The following is a 20,052-nucleotide window of genomic DNA, read 5'->3' on the forward strand; positions in this document are numbered from 1 at the left end:
GCCCGGCCCGTCCCGGCGCCGGGGCGGGCCGGGCGCCGGCCGCGAGGTGCGGCGTGGGCACGACAGCCGTCAGGATCGGGCCGGCCGGTGTCCCGTACACGGCGATCCTGTTACCCGAAAGAAGTACAAGCGCCGGGATTCCGGGGGCCGGCCCGGCCGCTCTCTCTACCGTCGGAACGTGACCACCAGGTTTGCCTCCCCCACCTCCGCCGGTTCCCCGGCAGCCGGCAGCTCCCCCACCCTGCGGGCCTACGGGCGCTGTGTCGACGGGCTTTTCACCTACTGCCTGTCCGTCCTGTGCGACCACGACGCCGCACTCGCCGCCGTCGCCGAGGTCCGGGACCTCGCGCTGCGGCACGGCGGCCGGCTGGCCGACCCCGGCCTCGGGCGGGCCTGGCTGTACGCGCTGGCCCGGCACTGCTGCCTGGAGCAGCTGGAACGCGGTTCCGGCTCGCCCGCCGAGCCCCCCGGCACCGAACTGGCCGACCGGCGGCGCCGGGAACTGGCCTCACTCGCCTGGCCCGAGGCGGCCGGCACCGAACCGGAGCAGCGCGAGGCCCTGGAGCTGGCGGTCCGGCACCGGCTCTCCCCCGAGGAGGTGGCGGCGGTGCTCGGACGGTCCGGCCCGGCCGTGGCGGACCTGCTGGCCACGGCCGGTGCCGAGGTGGGCAGGACCAGGACGGCGCTGCTGGTGCTCGGCGTGGGCAGCTGTCCGGTGCTGGCCAGGCTCGGCGGGGTCGGGGCGGAGAGCTGGCGCGGCTGGGTGCTGGGTCCCGCGCTGCGCCGGGAGCTGGTGCAGCACGTGGTGGACTGCCCGACCTGCCGGGGTACCGCCGAACGGGTGGCCGGGGAGCTGGGTACCGGGCTGGCCGGACTGCCGGGCCTGCCCCTGCTGACCGCGCCGGTGCCGGTACGGCTGGGCGGCACGGCGGCGCAGCTGCCGGACGGGGCCGCGGGGGCCGCGTTCCTGGCGGGCGCGGCAGCCGGGCGGCGGGCGACGGCACCGGTCCGCGGCGGTGCCAGGCAGGGCGCGGGAGCGGGAGCGCGTACGGGCGGGCGCGGCGGGGGAAGCGGGAGCGGCGGGGGTACGGACGGCGGCGAGGCGGCGGAGTACCTGGAGCCGCGCTTCGACCACCGGGGTTTCCCGCGCCACCGGGCTCCCGCCGCCGGCCGTTCGCTGGCGGTGCGTCAACGGGTGGTGACCACCGGCGTGCTGGCGGCCGTGCTGACCGCCCCGGTGGTGGCGCTCTGGGCCGCCCAGCAGGACGGCGGCGGGTCGGACTCCACAGCGGCGATCTCGTCGGTACGGGTCGGCTCCTCCCCGGTCGGCGGTGCGGCACTGCCCGCGGTCCCGGTACCGCCGGTGGTGGTGCCCGCCGTGCCGGGCTCGGTCGCCGGTGACCTGCAGTTGGCCGGTGTGGCGACTGCAGAAACGTCCCTCCCCACGGTTCGGGGAGTCGCGGTGCCCGTGCCGGCCCGGGTCCCCGCGACGGGCACCTTGACGCCGTGGTCGGCCGTCACCGACGCCTCCGCCGTGTCCGACGCCGCCGACCAGCAGCAGACCGGCCGGCTCACCGTGGACGCCCGGGAGTACGGCAGCCGAACCGTCCTCACCCTGACCAACTCGGGCGGCGACGCGATCACCTGGCACGCCGTGCTGGACGCCGACTGGCTGCGCCTCAGCCGCGACTCGGGCACCCTGGCGCCCGGCCAGCGGATCACGGTGACGGTCACCGTCGACGAGGCACGGGTGCCGGCCGGACCGTGGACGGCACGGATCGCGCTGCCGCCCTCCGAGGCGGTGGTCACCCTGGAGGGCGGCCCGCGGAGCCCCGGCGGAGACGGTCAGGCCACCGGTCCGGCTCCCACGGATCCGCCCCCGGCCACCCCCACCGACGGCCCGTCGTCCACCCCCACCTCCCCCGCGACCCCGGCCCCCACGTCGACGCCGACCCCTACGCCCACACCGACACCCACCCCGTCCGGTCCCGCCACGCCGTCCTCGACGCCCCCGGCCACGCCGTCGCCGCCCGGACAGCACACCCCGGGCCCGGCCGGGCCGTCCCAGGCGGGTGGCGGGACGCCCGGGCCCTGACGGCGGCCCGCTGCCGACACTGCGACGGGCGGCCGCACCGGGGCGTGCGGCGAAGGGGGTTGCGGGGCCGGTCGGACGGTCAGACGGTCAGGCCGGAGAGCGCGTCACCGATGTACTTGGCCCCGAGGATGATCAGTACCGCCGTCACGATCGCGCTGTTGTGCGTCGACATCCAGGCCTTCCACTGGCCGAGCACCTGGGCGGACCCGGTGCCGCCGAAGAGGTGGACGGCGAGCGGGAGCAGCGTGCACAGCGATCCCACCAGCGCCATCAGCACCACGGCCGCCGCCTTGCCGCCGACGGAGGACGCGCTGGTCGCGATGGCGACGGCACCGCCGATCACCAGCACCAGGTTCTTGGGGTTGGCGATCACCAGCGCCGCCGCCAGCCCGGCGGACTTCGCCGGGGTGAAACGGTCGAGGGCCTGCATCCATCCGGGTGGCGCGGTGACATGCCCGGGGCGCGGCCGCGCGCGCCACTGGCGGACACCCAGCAGCACGAACACCACGCCGGCGGCCAGCCTGACCCACCACGACCAGGCCGGCCGGATGCCCCCGGTGTCCGGTCCACTGCCCGCCAGCACCACGACGGTGGTGAGGGCCGCCAGCGCCACCGTCCACGCCACGGCGAACACCGTGCCGTTCACCTGACCACGAGGGGTCGCCAGCATCAGGATCACGGCGATCAGCGGCACCGGGCTGATCGCGATGCCGACGGCGGAGGCCAGCATCTGGCCGATGGCATCGCCCATGGGACCTCGTTGCTCCGTTCGTCCGCGGTCCGCCGCAGGGCCTCGGGGCCGCCGAGCCCGCCGGTTCACCCGTCCGCCCGACGGGCCGTCCGTCCGCCCGTCCGACGGGCCGGACAGGTCAGCTGGGCCCGGCGGGCCGATCCGGGTCGCTGTGGTCGGTGTGGTCGGCGGTGTCAGTAGGGCCAGTCGAGTCAGCGGGGTCGGTGGGGTCGGTGGGGTCAGCAGGGTCGGTGGGGCGGATGGGTGGCAGCCGGTACGAGCCGTCGAGGATGGCCGGGCCCGGCTGGTACATCCGGAGCATCGGCCGGAACTCGCCCTCCGGGGTGGGCAGCCAGTTCGCGGCGGCGTCGGGGTCGGCCGGCCGCTCGTGCTGCAGCGTCAGGGTCAGCGAGCCGTCCGCGCCGTGGACCAGCCCGGGGGTACGGTCCCCCACCGAGTACCGCCCGGCCGGGTTGCGGACCAGGTAGTAGTCCTGGGCGTCGTACATGGTGACCGACCAGAACGCGTCCACCGGCGGCGGCGCGTCGAACCTCAGCGTGTACGAGCGGGCGCCGGTCAGCAGCGCGCCCTCGGCATCGTGGTGGACGGACGAGTACGCGGCCTCGTAGGCATGGTTGCCCCAGAGTCCGATCCTGGCGGCCACGGCCCGGGTCAGGTAGGCGGCCCGGCGGTCGGGGATCCGCCACCGCGGGTCGTCGAGGGTGCCGGGGCCGAAGTGGTCCAGGTTGTAGTCGAAGAGGTGCAGGTTCCCGGTCCACTCGCCGGTGTTGTGGCCCCCCGGCGGGCGGCCGGCCGCCTCCAGCCTGGCTCTGCCCGCCGCCAGCCCCTCGATCAGGGCCCGGGTCCACCCGGGGGCCGCAGCGAGGTACGGCGAGTGTCCCTCGTCCAGCATCCCAAGCGCGGCGAACCGCCGCTGGTACTCGACGTCCGGCGCCGCCGGCGGGAAGGCCGCCATCCAGACCCGCAACTGCTCGAGGAAGCGCAGCTCGTCCGGTACGCCGGGATCCGGGGCGGGGAGCCCCGCGTACACGCCGCCGGGTTCCAGGGGGGTGAGCGTCAGCTGCCGCTGGAGGGCCCGCACGCGGGGCATGTCGTCCTCGCCCGCGCAGGCGTTGCGGCCGACGATGGTGGCGACCATGGTCGGGGAGACCACCGCGCGGACGCCGTCCGGCGGGGTCCCGTGCCAGCCGGGCGGGGTGATCAGCCAGGTCTGGGCGGCGGTGCCGGTGGCCCGGCGTCCGAGGTACGCGAAGTTGTTGGTCCAGGCGTCGACGAACTGCAGCACGTAGTAGGCGCCGTCGGTGTCGGGCACCTGCAGCACCAGCGGACCGCCGGAGAGGTCCAGCTGGGCGATCGAGTACACGGTGTCGTTGTTGACGGAGACGAACTCGGCGTCGGGCCCCGCCAGCACGTCGGCGTGGCCGAACCGGTTGAACCCGGTGGCGGGCAGCGAGGCCATGCCGGTGGTCAGGAAGGAGTCGACCTTGGCGAGGGAGGAGACCAGCGGGTAGCCGTAGATGAAGGCATCGGCGGCCAGGGTCCCCGGGGCCGGCTGGGACATGGCGTTCCCTCTCCTTCGGGACGTCGGGTGGGGAGCGGGTGAGGGCGACAGGCCGGGGCGCGCGGCGCACGCGGGCATGAATTCGGCCGGGCCGGACGGGTCCTGGCCGGGCACTCCGGGTCCGGGCAGTCCGGGCTCGGACGGTCAGGGCCGGACGGTCAGCCGCGGGGGTCTCCAGTGGCCGGCCGGTACGGCTGGGTCCGGGCCGTACAGCCGGAGCACCGCTGCGAACGGCCCGTCCGGCACGGGCAGCCAGTTGGCGGCGGCTGCCGGGTCGGCCGGGCGGGCCCGCCGGAGGTGCAGGGTCAGGCCGCCGTCGGAGTCCCGGACCAGACCGGGGGTTCGGTCGCCGATCGCGTACCGGTCGATCGGGTTGGCGACCGGCAGCCTGGAGGGCAGCCCGTGGACGGCCACCGACCAGAGGTACCGGACCGGCGGGAGCTCGCCCGGCCCGAAGTGGAGAACGAAGTCGTGTCCGCCCGCACCGAGTGGGCGACCGCTCCCGCCGACCGTGCCCGGGTCCACGTCGAGGTCCACGCACCAGGCCTGGCCGGGCGGCAGTGCGTACGGGTCGCGGAACACCGCGGCCACCCGGGACGACGGGTCGCTGCGACCGGCTCGCGAGGTGCCGACGTCCGCGTCCGCGTCGGCGTCGGCGTCGGCGTCGGCGGGTAGGGCGGTGGTCGCCGCCCGGGCCGGCTCGGCGCGGCCGTCCGCGATGCCCAGCGTCATCGCCTCGCGCAGTTGGACGGGGAGGGCGGCCGGTTCGAAGTCGCCTGCTCCGACGCCAAGTTCGGCCAGCCTTCCACGCAGCTCGGCCTCCGCGGGGCGCACCGGCAGGAACCCGAGCAGGAAGTCGAGGTAGGAGAAGAAGTCCAGGCCCTCGCGGGCCTCCTCGCGCCAGACCGGCCAGTGCGGCTCGGACGGACTGCTCGGCGGCCGCCCGCCCAGGTAGGCGCTGAGCGGCATCAGCCGGTACCCGGCCTGGCTCTCCCGCAGCGCCGACAGGTCCTGCGGCCCCGCCAGGTGGTGCGTCCGGGCAACGACACCGACCAGGTCGCTCCCGGCCCGCAGGATCCCGCCGAAGCCGGGCGGGACGGCGCCCGTGAACCCTGGACCGCCCACCAGGCGACGGCCGGCGCCCTCGGCCGCGGGACCTTGGCCGCCGACAAGGCCCGGTCCGGCGGGACCGATGCAGCCGATGCAGCGGGTGTCCAGGTCGTGCAGCGAGACCACCCGGTAGCGGAAGTCAGGGCCGGTCGGCCCGGCCACCTCGACCACCCATGGTTCGGCCCTCAGGTCCAGCCAGGCCCGGGAGCACAGCATCTCGGGGTCGCCGCCCGGCGCGACCTGGTCCGGGTCAGCCGGGGTGATCGGCCGGGCCCGGTGACCGAAGACGCCGAACCCGCCGACGTACCGCGGGTCCGCGTCGTCGACCGCCCGGGGATACAGCGTCCGGTAGTTCTCGATGAGCGGGAAGCCCCAGATCCAGGCTTCGGCCGCGGTCCTGCGCACGGTGTCCGGGTCGACCAGCGCCGGGTTGCCCATGCCGAGCACTCCTCTGGGTGGCGGGCCGAACCAACGGACTAGACATACCAGGACACACCAGGCATCGACGGCCATCGACTCGAACGGCGTGTCGACCCTCCCCACCACCCGCGGAGAACGGAAGCTGCGCCACCCCACCCTCACCCCGCCCGGCGCCCGCTCGGTCCGGACCGCTGCCGGGCGCCGTCCACCGTCCGCCGTCCACGCTCAGCCAGGAGTGAACGCAGGGGTAGCGCCGCCGCTCCTCGGAGAGGCTCATCGCATGAAGATCCTCATACTCGGCGGCTCGAAGTTCCTCGGTCGGGCCTACGTCCTGGAGGCGCTCGCCCGCGGCTACGAGGTCACCACCTTCAACCGCGGCGTCAGCCGGGCCGACCAGCCCGGTGTCGAGGCCGTGCACGGCGACCGCACCAGCCAGGCCGACCTCGAGAAGCTGGTCGCCGGACGCCGCTGGGACGCGGTGGTGGACACCTCCGGCCAGCAGCCGCACGACGTGGCCCGGGCCGCCGGGCTGCTGCGCGACCACGCCGACCACTACACGTTCATCTCCTCGATCCACGCCTTCTCCGACTGGCCCGCCGCCCCGGTCGACGAATCCTCCCCGACCCATCCCTGCCCCGCGGACACCCCGCCCGACCAGCCGCCCGGCAACCCCCTCAAGGCCGGCTGCGAACGTGCCCTGCTCACCGAGTTCGGCGCCCGGTCCCTGCTGCTCAACTGCGGTCTGCTGATCGGCCCGCACGAGCCCGTCGGCCGGCTGCCCTGGTGGCTGGAACGGATCGCCGCCGGCGGCCGGGTCCTTGCCCCCGGTAACCCCGATCGTCCGATGCAGCTGATCGACGCCCGGGACTTCGCCGCCTTCGGCCTCGACCTGCTGGAACGCGGGGAGACCGGCCGCTACATCACCACCGGCCCCGCGGGACGTGACACCTACGGCGACTTCCTCGGCCACTGCATCCGCGCCACCGGCTCCGACGCCGAGCTGGTCTGGACGGACGACAACACCCTGCTCGCCGCCGACGTCGGCCCCTGGGTCGAGCTCCCGCTCTGGACGCCCGACCTGCCCGACTGGCACGGCACCTGGCAGGCCGACAGCTCCCGCGCCCTCGCAGCGGGTCTGAACAGCCGCCCGCTCGCCGAGACCGTCCGCGACACCTGGGCCTGGCTCCAGGAGACCGGCCCGGGCGAGGAGTCCTGGGCCCAGGGCGACCTCCCGCTAGGGATCGCCCGCGAGAAGGAGCGGAAGATCCTCGACCAGGCCAGGTGACACCGGCGTCCGGGCCGGCCGCTCCGACCGACCGGCGGACCGACGTCCGTCGGCCGGTCGGACCGCCCGTGGCCCGCGCGCCCTGCACCGCACACACCGCGCCGGGCAAGGTACCTGTGCGCCGCTCGGAACCTAGTGTGAACGTCGGGTGACCAGCTCCGCCAGCGCCAGCAACTCGTCGGCCGCGGCCGGCGCCGACACCGCCGTCGCCAGGTGCCCGATCGCGGCGGCCATCCGCTCGCAGGACTCGCCCTGCGCCCAGCTGCGGCCTCCCGCCCGCTCCACCGCTTGCGCCGCCCGCTCCAGCTCGGCCGGGGTCAGCGGCCGGTCGATGGCGTAGAGCGCGGCCAGTTCTTCCCCCGCTTCCGTACCGGAGCCGAGAGCGAACACCACCGGCAGGGACTTCTTGCGGGCGACGAGGTCGGCGCCGACCGGTTTGCCGGTCACCGCCGGATCGCCCCAGATCCCGATCAGGTCGTCGATCAGCTGGAAGGCCAACCCGATCTCCCGGCCGAAGGCGTCCATCGCGTCGACGGCCGGCTGCTCGGCCCCCGCGTACAGCGCGCCGACCGCGCAGGCGCAGCCCAGCAGGGCGCCCGTCTTGGCCTCGGCCATCGTCAGGCACTCGGCCAGCGAAACGTCACTGCGCTGCTCGAAGGCGCAGTCCGCCTGCTGACCGGCGCACAGCTCGACCACGCAGTCGGCGAGCCGGCGCACGGCACCCGGCGCGGCGGGGTGCACGTCCTCGGCGAGGATCCGCAGCGCCAGTGAGTGCATGGCGTCCCCGGCGAGGATCGCCTCGGTTGTCCCGAAGACCCGCCAGGCCGTCGGCCGGTGACGCCTGGTCTGGTCCCGGTCGATCACGTCGTCGTGCAGCAAGGTGAAGTTGTGCACCAGCTCCACCGCGGCGGCGGGCCGGACCGCTGCCGCCGCCGGACCGCCGACGGCCTGGGTGGCGGCCAGCACCAGGGCGGGCCGGATGGCCTTGCCCGAGCCGGCGGCCAGCGCCGGCGCACCGTCCGGTTCCCACCAGCCGAAGTGGTAGCCGGCGATCCTGCGCATCGACTCCGGCAGGGTGTCGACGGCGGCCCGCAGGGCCGGGTCGACCACTGCCTTGGTCCTCGACAGGACCTCGGCGGCCTCGTTGCCCTCCCGGTGATCACGCTCCAGCGCGAAGATACTCATCCTGGTCCCTCCCCCAACTCGGGTCGGCGGCACACCGGACCTCCGGCTGCACCGCCGGGAGCCCCACCGCACCGCCGTACGGCCGACCCGGACCGGGCCGGCATGGCTCCGGACGGGACGACGCTCTCCCGCCGGCACATTCGCTCTGCCGTTCCTGCTGCCGTTCCTGCGCTGCCGTGCCTGTGCCTGCCGTTCCTGCTGGTCGCCACCGGGCCGCCGCTCGGCGCAGGTCAGCTCCTTCCACCAGCCTCGGGGGTGGCCTGCCGCCCGACGGACGGACCGTCGCCCCGTACCGGAATGGCGATATCGTTCTCGACCGACATCCGGGCCCGCCCCTCCCCCTCACACCTTTTTCGAAGCACGCGCGCAATGCGGCATCCCGCCGCACCACTCATGCTGAGGCCATTAGAGGGAAGTCCGCAATCACTCATACGAGTGATCAATAGGTCTGGATAAATAGGACGACAAGCACATTCAGCCGATTACCATTCGATCACCTACTCGAATCCGGATCCGGCCACTTGCGCCATGCGCATGCCCACACCGGCCCGCCGCCCGCGATGCCCCGAACAGGCCTTCGCCACACCCCGCCACCGCTCGCCGCGGCACGAGCGACGGCGCGCGGGCCGCGCCCCGCGCAGCCCCCGCACTCCGGCTGCCGGAAATTCACACCCGCGCAACCTTGGCCCCCGCCCGCCACACGCTCGTAACACATCCAGAACTCAAGCTTCCCCCAAGCGAGTTGACACTCCACCCGGAGAGATACGGGCCCTCCGGGCACCGTCCCGCCGGCGCTCGGCCCGCTGCCTCCGGAACAGCCCCCGACCCCCCGTTCACCGGGGGCTGCGCGCCCGCTAAGGTGCCACCTCAAGGGCCCGGCAGAGGCGAACGGCCGGCCGGGCGCCCTGCTGCCTCCCCTCCCCCCTGCTGTGCCCTTGTCCAGGGAGATCCCCGTGAGTGCCCCCGTACGCGTCTGGCTGAACCGCACCTACTCCGAGAACGTCTTCTTCATCGATCAGCTGCGCTCCGCGCCGCGCCCGATCGAGATCCATGCCACGCATACGGACCCGGACTCACCGGTACTGGCCGCCGCCGACTTCGGCTCTCTCGAACCGGACCGCCTCACCCCCGAGGCCTATGTGGAATTCGCCCTCGAATTCTGCGCCCGACGCCGGATCGACGTCTTCGTCCCGCGCCTCGGCCAGCTCGCCGTGGCGGTCCGCCGTCGCGACTTCGAGGCGGTCGGCACCGCCCTGGTCTGCCCCTCCGCCGCCGCCATCGCGGTCTTCGAGAGCAAGACCGACGGCTACGCCGCGATGGACACGCTGGGGCTGCCCACCCCGATGTGGCGTCATGTCCGCACCGCCGAGGAGCTGCTGGCCGCGGTCGAGGAGATCGAGGCGGACGGCGGGCGCGCCTGCCTCAAGCCCGCGACCGGCGCCGGCGGCGAAGGCTTCCGGATACTCACCCGCGAGCCGTTCGCCCTGCGCCGGCTGGCCGGGTTCCCGGACGGCACGATCCAGCTCGACCAGGTGCTGGCCGCGCTGGCCGCCGCCACCGAACCGGCCGACCTGCTGGTGATGCCGTACCTGGAAGGCCCCGAGGTCTCGGTCGACTGCCTCGCCGCACCGGACGGCCGGCTGTTGACCGCCGTCGGCCGGGCCAAGCAGGGCCGCCGCCGCTACTTCACCACCGACCCGGCCTACCTGGAGCCCACCCGCCGGCTGGTGGAGAACTTCGGCGTCTCGTACCTGTCCAACGTGCAGTTCCGCCACCACCGCGGCCGCCCAGTCGTGCTGGACGTCAACACCCGGCCGTCCGGCGGCCTGCACCAGCTCCGGCTGTGCGGGCTGAACCTGCCCTGGGCCGCCGTCCAGCTGGCCCTCGGCGAGGCACCCTCGCACGCGGCCGAGCTCGAACTCCTCGGGGCGGACTACACCCTGGTGTCCGGCGTGCAGCCGGTCCTGCCGCGCCAGAGCCTGCTGCCCCGCCAGGCGGCGGCACCCGTCCTGGAGCACACCCCGGCGCCCGTCCTCGGCCTGGTCTGAGCCCCACGGCCCGGCCGCTCCGGCGCCCCGGCGACCGACCCCGGGCGCCCGGCACAACGGGATCGGGCCGGCCGAGGATCAGTCCCCGGTCGGCCCGTTCCAGTCGAGCGTCGGCGGCAGGACGCCCTCCAGCGTGAGCAGCCAGCGCTTGGTCTCCATCCCGGACGGTCCGCCGCCGAATCCGCCGAGTCCGTCCGCCGCCACCACCCGGTGGCACGGGACGAGCAGCGCCAGCGGGTTGGCGCCCATCATCTGGCCGACCGTCCGGGCGGCCAGCCCCGGTTCCGCCACGTCCTCGAACACGCCGCTGCGGGAGGCGAGTTCGCCGTACGTGATGGTCCGCCCGTAGCCGACGTCGGACAACAGGCGCTGCAGCACCTTCCGGTGCGGCCCGGAGGCGAACCGCCAGTCGATCGGCAGCCCGAACTCCCGGCACCGACCGGCGAAGTACTCCGCCAGCCGGCCCTGGACGGCCTCGACCTTGCGCGGGTCGGTGCAGCGCGGCACCCCGATCGGCAGCCCGGCGAACGACTCACCGGCGTACGAGGCCGCCGCCACCCCGAGCGGGGTCACCGCCAGCTGCATCGGTCCGGTCGGCAGCGGCGTCGCGACGGCCACCCAGGAGATCTCCATACCCGCAAACTACTCCCGGGGACCGACGGTCACGGCCGCAGCCCGGAGCACTCCGCGAGGCGGACAGGCCGAAGGCCAGGGCCGCGGAATCGGACCGCGGCCCTGGCCGAACCCACCACAGGCACCGGTGCCGCCGAACGCCTTCGCGCTCAGCGATGCGCGTTCAGAGATGCACGCTCAGCGATGCGCGCTCAACGATGCGCGTTCAGAGATGCGCGTTGAGGTACTGCGACAGGTTCCGGCACCACTCGGTGAGCTCGCCGCGGTTCTCCATCCGCCCCTCGCAGAGCTCCGTCACCTGCGCCTCGGTGAGCCGGTTGGGACCGGACGCCTCCAGCATCGACGACATCTGCCGCAGCATCGTGGTCAGCCGCTCCGCGTCCGGGTGGCTGAGCAGTACCAGTGCCTCGGCGTGGCCGATCGTGACAGATCCAGGCATAGCGACCTCCTCCTCAGGGGCCCCCGGTCCACCGTACGACCGCCCCCGGCGCCCCGCCCCTCCACACCCCACGCCCCCACGCCCCCGGGGCCGGCGCCCGCTACAGGCCGGGGGCCAGCTGCCGGCGGCCGGCGATCTGCTCGAAGATCAGGTTGGTGCGGGTCTGCGCCACCGCGGGATGGGTGGTGAGGTGGTCCACCACGAAGTCGCGCAGCGCGTCGGGGTGGGCGAGTGCGACGTGGAGCAGGTAGTCGTCGGACCCGGCCATGTGGAACACGGCGACGACACCGGGCATGTCCGGGGCGGTGTCGCGGAAGCTCTCGTTCTGCTCACGGGTGTGGGCCCGGAGCCGGACCGAGATCATCGCCTGCAGGGGCAGGCCGATCGCGGCGGGGGCGATCTCCGCACGGAAGGCGCGGATGACCCCGCGCTCGCGCAGCGACCGTACCCGGGCCAGACAGGTCGAGGGGGCGATGCCCACCGCGTCGGCCAGTGCGTTGTTCGGCGTGCGGGCGTTGTCGGCGAGGATCCGCAGGATCGCCCGGTCCACGTCGTCGATGGGCGCCTGGCGGGCGTGAGGATTATTCGGCACGCTCCCCAGCGTCCCGCTCCGAACCGATGATTCGCAAGGTTTCCAGAGGTGATTCCGAATCTTCTGCGGATAGCTTCCCCTCGGGGAGTCACAGGTTCCATTCTGGCTCCCGATCGGATCGGCCATCGCCAACCCCCCGGACGCAGCCCGCGGGACCTCCGACCCCAGCGACCCGGGAGAGCCCTGCCATGCGCCGAACCGACACCCTGACCCTTGACCTGGGCCACGGCCACGGCGCCCCCGCACGGTCGGACGCCCGGATGTCCCCCCTCGGCGTGCCCGCGCAGGCGTCCGCCCCCTCGCCCGCCCCCGGCGGCCCGCTGGCACCGGCCGAGGAGCCCGCCCTGTGCGACTTCCTGCTCCCGGCCGACGGCCTGGACGACGAGCAGCGCCTGCGCGCCCTCGACACGATGGACGCCTACCTGACGGGCAAGCGCCGCTACCTGCTCGGGTACCAGGCCACCCAGGAGATGGGCGGCAGCGCCTTCGACCTCGGCCGGTTCATGCACCACAACATCAACAACCTCGGTGACCCGTTCCAGAGCGGCGGCTACAAGCCCAACACCAAGGTCGTCGAGCGCGCGGTGCTCGACTACTACGCCGCGCTGTGGCACGCCGACGGTCCGTACGACGCGGCCGATCCCCAGTCGTACTGGGGCTACGTGCTGTCCATGGGTTCCACCGAGGGCAACATGTACGCGCTCTGGAACGCCCGGGACTACCTGAGCGGCAAGGCCCTGATCCAGCCGCCGACGGGCCCGTGCGGCGCCGCGCGGTACGTCAAGGCCCCGGCCGAACCGGGCAACCCCAACGCCTACCGCCCGGTGGCGTTCTACTCCGAGGACACCCACTACTCGTTCGCCAAGGCCGTCCACGTGCTGGGTGTCGAGACCTTCCACGCGGTGGGCACGGAGCAGTACCCGGACGAGTGCCCGCTGCCCGCCGCCGCGGGCGGAGCTGCGGCGGGCGCGGCGTCGGGGCCGCGCGAGTGGCCGGCCGAGGTGCCCTCCCACAGCGGGCCCTCGGGCCACTCCTGGGACGGCACCGGCGAGATAGACGTGGAAGCCCTGGCGGTGCTGGTCGAGTTCTTCGCCGCCAAGGGGCACCCGATCTTCGTCAGCCTCAACCTCGGCAGCACCTTCAAGGGCGCGCACGACGACGTCCGCGGGGTGTGCGAGCGCCTGCTGCCGATCTTCGAGAAGTACGGGCTGATCCAGGGCGAGGTGGCGTACGGCAAGGACCCGCGGACCGGCGAGCCGCTGGTCGATCTGCGCCGGCGCTTCTGGATCCACGTGGACGGCGCCCTCGGTGCCGGGTACGCGCCCTTCCTGCGGATGGCCGCCGACGATCCGGCCGGGTTCGGGTGGGAGCCCGACACCCGCCTCCCGGAGTTCGACTTCGGCATCACGCTGCCCACCAGGGAGTTCGGCGACCTCGACATGGTCTCCTCGATCGCGATGAGCGGCCACAAGTGGCCCGGCGCGCCGTGGCCGTGCGGCATCTACATGACGAAGGTCAAGTACCAGATCGCCCCGCCGTCCCAGCCGGACTACATCGGCGCCCCGGACACCACCTTCGCCGGCTCACGGAACGGCTTCTCGCCGCTCATCCTCTGGGACCACCTGTCCCGGCACTCCTACCAGGACCAGGTCGACCGGATCCGCCGGGCCCAGGACCTGGCCGCCTACCTGGAGCAGCAGCTCCGCCTGCTGGAGCTGGAGAAGGACGTCGAACTGTGGCCGGCCCGCACCCCGGGCGCCATCACGGTACGGTTCCGCAAGCCCAGCCCCGAGCTGGTGGCGAAGTGGTCACTGTCCTCGCAGGACGTGCTGACGGTCCCGGGCGACGAGTCCACCCGGCGCAGCTACGTGCACGTCTTCCTGATGTCCTCGGTCGACCGCGCCAAGCTGGACGCCCTGCTCGCGGACCTCGGCAACGACCCCGTCATCCTCCGGCGGCCCTGACCGGAGACGGAGGCGGCTTCGGCGGCCGGGACCGCCAGTCGGGTCAGGCGCCGGCGAACTGCGTGAGGCGCCGGCCGGCCGCATCGCGGACCTCCGGCGCGAGCGGGTCGTCATGGAGCTCCCGCAGGCGCGCCCGGACCTGCGGTGTGTCCGGCGCGACGGCCGACGCGGCCTGCTGAACGCCTGGTTCGCAGTCGTCGAGCCCTTCCACGGAGTAGCCGTCCGCCACGCCGGGTGCGCAGCCGCGCAGCCCTTGGTGGACCGCCTCCCGGGCGGAGGAGTGGACGGTCGTCTCCCACACATGGACGAGCGCGTCGGTGGCCCCGGTCATGCGGAGCCGTCCGAGGCCTCCGGCCGCCGGCTCGGTCGCGCACCAGTCGCCCGCGGCGGCGGCCGTCGTGAGTGCGTGCAGGAGGTACGGCCCGTCGTCCCGCTCGCCGACCTCGGCCAGGATCCCCACCGCTAGCCGGTGGAGGGTCGGATCGCTGCCGCCGGCCCACGTCCGGGCCCGGCCGACGGCGGTGGTCCCGAGGTGGCGGAGCGCCTCGGCGATGCCCGGTGTCCATCCGGCCGCGTTGCGCAGGCTCGCGTCCTCCGCCAGATCGAGGACCGTCGGGTCGCCGCGCCGGCCCATCTCCTGCAACGCCAGCCGCCGGGGTCTCCCGGCGGCCCCGCCGATACGCGCGGCGAGGTCGGCGGTGCTCAGACCGGCGTAGCTGTCCGGAACGGGGGGCAGCGCGGGCGGCGGGGTGGGGCGGGCGGCGTAGCCGTCGAGGATGCGGCGGATCCGCGGCTGGGTACGCGCCCAGGAACTCCACGGTTCCCGGTCGCCGTCCACAGCGGCGGCCAGTTCGGCATCGCCGCGGCGGGCGACGACCTCCGCACCGATCCCCTCCCGGACCTCCGGGATCTTCCACGCCCCGGTCCACCCGAGCGCGTCGAGCGCCGCCGGCCAGTGGCGCCCGTCGACCGCGTAGCGTCGCAGGACCGGAACGGCGTCGGTGCGGCCGAGGAACGGCAGCAGCGCGAGCACCTGCAGGGCCAGTTCGACCTCCTCCGGGTCATCGCCGTCATGGGCCATCAGCCGGCTTTCGACCTCTGCCAGCGGGAGGTCCATCCGATGGATCGACCGGGCCAGGTAGGAGTCCCGGCTCTCGGTCCAGCGATCCCAACGGCTGTCGGAGATGACGCACTCGTACACGAGGTCGGCGCCGTCCGAGGCCATCTGCGCGCGGCGGGCCCCGAGGCCCCGGCCGCGCTGGAGCTGGCCTCGGAGGGTCGCCGGGCCTGCGTAGGAGAAGTCACTCACAGCGGGTCAGCATCCCGCCGCCGGCGCTTCATCGCCAACGGTTTCCCGGGGTCGTTCCCGGCCTCGCCGGGGTGTGCGGGGTTGGCCCTGCCCTGTGCTCGGGGGACGGGACGAGGCGCTACCAGGCCGGCGCTATGCTCGGCCACCTCTCGATCACCCCACCTCCAGACATCCACGAGGGCCGCCGAAACACCCCGGACAGGCGGGACGGTGAGCGCCGCACCCCGAGGGAGAAGTCGTGAACCTGCCGGTCGTCGTCCACCGGGCCCGGCTGGGAGCCGATGAGTTCAGGGTCATCCGCCCCGCCGAGCCGTTGACCCATGCGGCGCTCGCCGACCACGACCGGTACCTGGGTGCCTACCTGGACCGGTCCACAGCCCGGACCATCGCCGGCCTGTGGCTGCTCGCCGCACGCTCGCCGGGTTCGCTGGTCCACCTGCCGATGCGCACCAACCGCCCACCGGTCGGGGGGTCGCCGGCCGGGGAGTCGCCGGCCGGGGAGTCGCCGGCCGGCGTCGGCTCCCGGCTCGACCTCGTACTCCTGCACCACTCGCTCCAGTTCGCCCCCTCGCGCTGGAAGCAGGTGCGATCCCGCCTCGACACCGGCCGTCCCCGGACCGTGCGGCTGCCCGAGGCGGAACAGGACGGTGGTGCGGCAATCGACTACGCGGCGCGGCACTACCGGGAGAACCGCGACCTGTTCCACCAGCACCTCCACGCCGAGACGCTGTTCATGACCGGCAGCACGAAGGTCTTCCGGGAGACCGCGCACCACTTCCTCGACGTCGCCGACCGAGGCCCGGCCCACGTCCCGGCCCACCCCGGCCACGCCCACTACTGCACCTCACTGCACGCCAACGCCGGCATCCTCGGCAATGCTCGCGAGATCCACATCGAGTACTGCGACCGGTGGACCGCATAGGCCCCGGCCGCCGAGACGACCGGGCGGTGCGGCGGATCAGAGAGTGGCAGCGCGCAGCACGATCAGGGCGACGGAGGCCAGGGTGAGGACCGCCGCCGGAGACGCGCCCTTACGGTCGCCGACGCGCAGGTGGAAGACGACCGCCCCGGCGAAATAGAGCGTCAGGCCGATCGCGGCGGCGATTCCGGCGGGTCCCCACCAGAGGCCGACGATCGCACCGGCCGCGCCGGCGATCTGAGCGCCGATCAGGAACGCCATCATGCTCTGCGGCACTCCGAGGGTGGACATCTGCTCGGTGATGTGCCGCGTCCGCAGGGACTTGGCCCCGGCCGATATCAGGAGAAGCGCAGACATGACCACAGTGATGACAGCAAGGGAGACGAACACGGCTGAAACCTCAATCATGCGAGATGCGAGTGGAGAGGAGTGCGCACCTCGATGACGATAGGCGGCCGATAGGTACCTCCAGGTAACCTTCGGGCATGAGCCTGCGACCCGGGATTTCCTTCCTCGCCGACTGCCCCGCTCTCCTGGCCATGGAGATCATCGCCAGCAAGTGGTCCATGGTCACGCTCTTCGCGCTGAGCGATGGCCCGTTGCGCCACGGCGAGTTGGTCGAGCTGAGCGGTGGCATCTCACGCAAGGTACTGACCCAGACGCTGCGCCGACTCCAGACCAACGGGCTCGTCGAGCGGCACGCGTACGCCGAGGCGCCGCCGCGCGTGGAGTACCGCCTGACCGATCTCGGGCGAACCCTGGAGGGGCCCATCAGGATGCTCACCGCATGGGCGCGGGAGAACGGCGAGGCAGTCGTCGCCTTCCGGGAAGCAGCCGAGGCTGCCAGGGTCATCGAGGTGGACCAGGCAACCTTGGTGAAGACCTCTCCGGCGGATGAGAGCCTGAACCGTCTCTGATCAGACACCCTGGCAGCCAGCACCGGGCTTCAGCCCGCTCCCCTCTCCGGGCACCCGCCTCTGCCGTCGTCGTTGCGGTATCCGCTCTGCTCCCCGGTGACCCATCGACACGCGTCGGCCGTCCGCCTGTTCCGTCGAGGCAGTACTCGTAGGCGGAGGTCGCCCCTTCTCGGCGATCGGCCTCCGGCGCTCGCGCGGGTGTGCGCCGGCCAGCGGCGGTCCTACAGGGAGCCGAAGCCGTCCCAGTAGTCGTGGTGTCCGACCTTGAAGTCCTCGGGGCGTTCGCTGCGGAGCGTCTCATAGCGTTCCCTGAGCAGGTCGACCCCGGCATGGAGGCCCACGCCGAACGCTTCCCGGATCTGGATCACGGCGTGGATCCTTCGGCCTTCGAAGATGAGCGGGTCGACCTTTGACCAGAGCTGTTCCGCCTGCTGGGTCGGCGCTGTCCCGTCATCCATGGAACGACCCTGGCACATCGACGGCTGGGGCGCCCCTACGTATCCAGGCGGACAGGCCTGACTCCGCCGAGATGCCGGCCTGGCGCCCGCTTGTCGGGGCACGCTACAGCACAGGGCCAGAGTGACCGACCAGCTCGCTCGGACAACGACGAAGGGCCAGTCTCCGAGGATCACCCTCATGAGCTGGCCCTTATCGCTGCCCCGGTGCTGAGCCCCCTGTCGGGTTCGAACCGACGACCCCCGCTTTACAAGAGCGGTGCTCTGGCCAACTGAGCTAAGGAGGCACGGTAGCCGTCCGCAGCGGACCGCGGCGGCACCATGGGGCAGTGTACCGGGAGGGGCTGGGCGGTGCGGTTGGATATCGGGAGTGGGCGCGGCTTCGGGCGATCTGTCCCGGTTGTGATCGGACTGATGCCGAAATCGGCCACCGCTGGGGGCTGACAAGCGGATGAACGGACGGGTACGGTCGCCAGAGCCAGCTCCATCGGTGGTCCAGACCACAACGACGGTGCGAGCGGGCGGCACGACAATCCAACCCTTTACTCGGATCGTCCGGCACGTTCCTGCCGGTGAAGGAGAGCTCAGTCATGGCTTCTGTCACGTTCGACAAGGCGACCCGGCTGTACCCCGGCGGCAACAAGCCCGCCGTCGACGCGCTGGACCTGCACGTCGAGGACGGCGAGTTCCTCGTCCTGGTCGGCCCCTCCGGCTGCGGCAAGTCCACCAGCCTTCGCATGCTGGCCGGCCTGGAGGACGTCAACGGCGGCGCCATCCGGATCGGCGACCGCGACGTCACCCACCTGCCGCCCAAGGACCGGGACATCGCCATGGTGTTCCAGAACTACGCGCTCTACCCGCACATGACCGTCGCGGACAACATGGGCTTCGCGCTCAAGATCGCGGGCGTCAACAAGGCCGAGATCCGCACCAAGGTCGAAGAGGCCGCGAAGATCCTGGACCTCACCGAGTACCTGGACCGCAAGCCGAAGGCCCTCTCCGGCGGCCAGCGCCAGCGTGTCGCGATGGGCCGGGCGATCGTCCGCCAGCCGCAGGTCTTCCTGATGGACGAGCCGCTGTCGAACCTGGACGCCAAGCTCCGCGTCTCCACCCGCACCCAGATCGCCGGCCTGCAGCGCCGCCTGGGCATCACCACCGTGTACGTGACGCACGACCAGACCGAGGCCATGACCATGGGCGACCGCGTCGCGGTCCTCAAGGACGGTCTGCTGCAGCAGGTCGACACCCCGCGCAACATGTACGACCGCCCGGCCAACCTGTTCGTGGCGGGCTTCATCGGCTCGCCCGCGATGAACCTGATCGAGGTTCCGCTGGTCGACGGCGGCGTGAAGTTCGGCGGCTCGGTCATCAACATCTCCCGCGAGGACCTGGCCGGCGTCGGCAGCGACAAGACCGTGACCGTCGGCATCCGCCCGGAGCACTTCGAGATCGTCCCCGCGGGCGGCATCGAGGGCGTCGCGGTCACCGTGAACGTGGTCGAGGAGCTCGGCGCCGACGGCTTCGTCTACGGCACCACCAAGGTCGCCGGCGAGGACAAGGACATCGTCGTGCGCGTGCACGGCCGCCAGATCCCCGCCAAGGGCGCGACCATCAACGTGGTCCCGAACGGCGGCGAGCCGCACGTCTTCTCCACCACCTCGGGCGCCCGCCTCAGCAACTGACAGCAGTAGCTGACAGTAGCAACTGACACCAGCGGCAAGCGCGCCACGGAGACTCCCGGGCCCCGGCCGGATCGCACCCCGCGATCCGGCCGGGGCTCACCCGTTCGCGCCGGTCGGAGCCCGATACGTCAACACATCGGTCGAAGTCCGCAGGACACGTGTCACTCAATGGTGTAACGGAGTGCGTCGGCCCGGTCGCCCACCGCTACGCTCCTGTGCGTGAAACAGCTCGTTCGCCGCATCGGCCAGACCGTCGCCCTGACCCTGCCGGTGGTCCTGGTGACCACCGGCACGCTCGCCGTCACCCGCGTCCCGTGGGCACCCCCGACCGGGCTCGACCAGCAGGTGGTCGCGGCCTCCAGTGGGGACGGCACCATCGGGCGTGCCGCCGTCTCCCCCAACACCCAGGGCCTGGCCCCGCAGGACGCCCTGCGCGCCGACCTGATGGAGGAGCTGCGCACCCACAACCCGGGCACCGCGCTCGACCTGCTGGAGCGCACCATGCGGGAGAAGCCCTCGCTGACGCCGTACTGCAGCACGCTGTCCGCCGAGCTCGGCCGGGCCGCCGTCCGCAAGTACCAGGGGGACGTCCAGCGGGCCCGTTCCTTCGCCCGCCCGGTCTGCGACGGCTCGTTCGCCGCCGGCGTGGTGGGCTGACCCGGCCCGCCCTCGGCTGCCCCACCCCGG

The 20,052-nt window shown here is 73.2% G+C and carries 18 protein-coding genes and 1 tRNA gene; 8 read left to right on the forward strand and 11 right to left on the reverse strand.

From position 1 onward, the window contains the following. Positions 1-241 precede the first annotated feature (241 nt). Positions 242-2,095 carry a sigma-70 family RNA polymerase sigma factor gene (locus AB0D08_RS19495; RefSeq protein WP_359890220.1) on the forward strand — a complete coding sequence of 618 codons (1,854 nt, stop codon included), beginning with the start codon at positions 242-244 and terminating at the stop codon, positions 2,093-2,095. Between the two features lie 79 nt (positions 2,096-2,174). On the opposite strand, the gene AB0D08_RS19500 is transcribed toward AB0D08_RS19495, so the two are convergent. From AB0D08_RS19500 to AB0D08_RS19510, 3 genes are all read right to left on the reverse strand, one after another. Continuing rightward, entirely contained in the window at positions 2,175-2,846 is a 672-nt protein-coding gene (locus tag AB0D08_RS19500) for a GAP family protein (protein ID WP_359890156.1), read from the reverse strand. A gap of 118 nt (positions 2,847-2,964) precedes the next feature. Beyond that, positions 2,965-4,407 (reverse strand): DUF1254 domain-containing protein, encoded by a 1,443-nt coding sequence (locus tag AB0D08_RS19505; protein WP_359890159.1) that lies wholly within the window; start codon positions 4,405-4,407, stop codon positions 2,965-2,967. 144 nt (positions 4,408-4,551) lie between these two features. Further along, positions 4,552-5,955: a DUF1214 domain-containing protein gene (locus tag AB0D08_RS19510; RefSeq protein ID WP_359890162.1), complete on the reverse strand. Its 1,404-nt coding sequence runs from the start codon at positions 5,953-5,955 to the stop codon at positions 4,552-4,554. 262 nt (positions 5,956-6,217) lie between these two features. On the opposite strand from AB0D08_RS19510, the gene AB0D08_RS19515 reads away from it, so the two are divergent. Continuing rightward, positions 6,218-7,222: an NAD-dependent epimerase/dehydratase family protein gene (locus AB0D08_RS19515; RefSeq protein ID WP_359890164.1), complete on the forward strand. Its 1,005-nt coding sequence runs from the start codon at positions 6,218-6,220 to the stop codon at positions 7,220-7,222. 132 nt (positions 7,223-7,354) lie between these two features. Here AB0D08_RS19515 and AB0D08_RS19520 read toward each other — a convergent pair whose 3' ends face one another. Further along, entirely contained in the window at positions 7,355-8,407 is a 1,053-nt protein-coding gene (locus AB0D08_RS19520; RefSeq protein ID WP_033820410.1) for a family 2 encapsulin nanocompartment cargo protein polyprenyl transferase, read from the reverse strand. 953 nt (positions 8,408-9,360) lie between these two features. Here AB0D08_RS19520 and AB0D08_RS19525 point away from each other — a divergent pair. Further along, a complete protein-coding gene (locus AB0D08_RS19525; protein ID WP_033820411.1) occupies positions 9,361-10,455 on the forward strand; it encodes an ATP-grasp domain-containing protein in 1,095 nt (364 codons plus the stop codon). A gap of 78 nt (positions 10,456-10,533) precedes the next feature. Here the strand turns inward: AB0D08_RS19525 and AB0D08_RS19530 are convergent, their stop codons facing one another. The 3 genes from AB0D08_RS19530 to AB0D08_RS19540 form a co-directional block, all read right to left on the reverse strand. Further along, positions 10,534-11,088 carry a methylated-DNA--[protein]-cysteine S-methyltransferase gene (locus AB0D08_RS19530; protein ID WP_033820412.1) on the reverse strand — a complete coding sequence of 185 codons (555 nt, stop codon included), beginning with the start codon at positions 11,086-11,088 and terminating at the stop codon, positions 10,534-10,536. Between the two features lie 205 nt (positions 11,089-11,293). Further along, complete coding sequence (locus AB0D08_RS19535) at positions 11,294-11,527, reverse strand: hypothetical protein (protein ID WP_033820413.1); 234 nt, start codon at positions 11,525-11,527, stop codon at positions 11,294-11,296. A gap of 100 nt (positions 11,528-11,627) precedes the next feature. Further along, entirely contained in the window at positions 11,628-12,119 is a 492-nt protein-coding gene (locus tag AB0D08_RS19540) for an Lrp/AsnC family transcriptional regulator (RefSeq protein WP_233289023.1), read from the reverse strand. Positions 12,120-12,307: 188 nt separating this feature from the next. Between AB0D08_RS19540 and AB0D08_RS19545 the strand changes: the two genes are divergently transcribed. Then, positions 12,308-14,083 carry a hypothetical protein gene (locus AB0D08_RS19545; protein WP_051812394.1) on the forward strand — a complete coding sequence of 592 codons (1,776 nt, stop codon included), beginning with the start codon at positions 12,308-12,310 and terminating at the stop codon, positions 14,081-14,083. A 43-nt stretch (positions 14,084-14,126) separates the two neighbouring features. Here the strand turns inward: AB0D08_RS19545 and AB0D08_RS19550 are convergent, their stop codons facing one another. After that, positions 14,127-15,392 (reverse strand): hypothetical protein, encoded by a 1,266-nt coding sequence (locus AB0D08_RS19550; protein ID WP_359890169.1) that lies wholly within the window; start codon positions 15,390-15,392, stop codon positions 14,127-14,129. Between the two features lie 238 nt (positions 15,393-15,630). Here AB0D08_RS19550 and AB0D08_RS19555 point away from each other — a divergent pair, with 238 nt between their 5' ends. Beyond that, on the forward strand, positions 15,631-16,314 hold the full coding sequence (locus tag AB0D08_RS19555; protein WP_359890171.1) for a hypothetical protein: 684 nt from the start codon (positions 15,631-15,633) through the stop codon (positions 16,312-16,314). A 36-nt stretch (positions 16,315-16,350) separates the two neighbouring features. Here AB0D08_RS19555 and AB0D08_RS19560 read toward each other — a convergent pair whose 3' ends face one another. Then, positions 16,351-16,701: a DoxX family protein gene (locus AB0D08_RS19560; RefSeq protein WP_033820423.1), complete on the reverse strand. Its 351-nt coding sequence runs from the start codon at positions 16,699-16,701 to the stop codon at positions 16,351-16,353. Positions 16,702-16,796: 95 nt separating this feature from the next. Here AB0D08_RS19560 and AB0D08_RS19565 point away from each other — a divergent pair, with 95 nt between their 5' ends. Beyond that, positions 16,797-17,228, forward strand: a complete 432-nt coding sequence (locus AB0D08_RS19565) for a helix-turn-helix domain-containing protein (protein ID WP_082526507.1) — start codon at positions 16,797-16,799, stop codon at positions 17,226-17,228. A gap of 221 nt (positions 17,229-17,449) precedes the next feature. Here AB0D08_RS19565 and AB0D08_RS19570 read toward each other — a convergent pair whose 3' ends face one another. Together AB0D08_RS19570 and AB0D08_RS19575 are read right to left on the reverse strand one after the other, a co-directional pair. Then, entirely contained in the window at positions 17,450-17,686 is a 237-nt protein-coding gene (locus AB0D08_RS19570; RefSeq protein WP_033820425.1) for a hypothetical protein, read from the reverse strand. Positions 17,687-17,896: 210 nt separating this feature from the next. After that, positions 17,897-17,970: transfer RNA gene (locus AB0D08_RS19575), tRNA-Thr, on the reverse strand. Positions 17,971-18,273: 303 nt separating this feature from the next. On the opposite strand from AB0D08_RS19575, the gene ugpC reads away from it, so the two are divergent. Together ugpC and AB0D08_RS19585 are read left to right on the forward strand one after the other, a co-directional pair. Then, positions 18,274-19,365 (forward strand): sn-glycerol-3-phosphate ABC transporter ATP-binding protein UgpC, encoded by a 1,092-nt coding sequence (gene ugpC, locus AB0D08_RS19580; protein WP_033820416.1) that lies wholly within the window; start codon positions 18,274-18,276, stop codon positions 19,363-19,365. A 219-nt stretch (positions 19,366-19,584) separates the two neighbouring features. After that, complete coding sequence (locus tag AB0D08_RS19585) at positions 19,585-20,022, forward strand: hypothetical protein (protein ID WP_033820417.1); 438 nt, start codon at positions 19,585-19,587, stop codon at positions 20,020-20,022. The last annotated feature ends 30 nt before the right edge of the window (positions 20,023-20,052 follow it).

It is taken from the genome of Kitasatospora sp. NPDC048540 (genome assembly GCF_040651175.1).
Taxonomy (GTDB): Bacteria; Actinomycetota; Actinomycetes; order Streptomycetales; family Streptomycetaceae; genus Kitasatospora.

Bases quoted from the DNA above. Each gene is read 5' to 3' on its own strand.
- AB0D08_RS19520 (WP_033820410.1), bottom strand. From the start codon at position 8,407: ATGAGTATCTTCGCGCTGGAGCGTGATCACCGGGAGGGCAACGAGGCC.
- AB0D08_RS19505 (WP_359890159.1), bottom strand. From the start codon at position 4,407: ATGTCCCAGCCGGCCCCGGGGACCCTGGCCGCCGATGCCTTCATCTAC.
- AB0D08_RS19570 (WP_033820425.1), bottom strand. From the start codon at position 17,686: ATGGATGACGGGACAGCGCCGACCCAGCAGGCGGAACAGCTCTGGTCA.
- AB0D08_RS19510 (WP_359890162.1), bottom strand. From the start codon at position 5,955: ATGGGCAACCCGGCGCTGGTCGACCCGGACACCGTGCGCAGGACCGCG.
- AB0D08_RS19500 (WP_359890156.1), bottom strand. From the start codon at position 2,846: ATGGGCGATGCCATCGGCCAGATGCTGGCCTCCGCCGTCGGCATCGCG.
- AB0D08_RS19535 (WP_033820413.1), bottom strand. From the start codon at position 11,527: ATGCCTGGATCTGTCACGATCGGCCACGCCGAGGCACTGGTACTGCTC.
- AB0D08_RS19565 (WP_082526507.1), top strand. From the start codon at position 16,797: ATGAGCCTGCGACCCGGGATTTCCTTCCTCGCCGACTGCCCCGCTCTC.
- AB0D08_RS19515 (WP_359890164.1), top strand. From the start codon at position 6,218: ATGAAGATCCTCATACTCGGCGGCTCGAAGTTCCTCGGTCGGGCCTAC.
- AB0D08_RS19530 (WP_033820412.1), bottom strand. From the start codon at position 11,088: ATGGAGATCTCCTGGGTGGCCGTCGCGACGCCGCTGCCGACCGGACCG.
- ugpC (WP_033820416.1), top strand. From the start codon at position 18,274: ATGGCTTCTGTCACGTTCGACAAGGCGACCCGGCTGTACCCCGGCGGC.
- AB0D08_RS19545 (WP_051812394.1), top strand. From the start codon at position 12,308: ATGCGCCGAACCGACACCCTGACCCTTGACCTGGGCCACGGCCACGGC.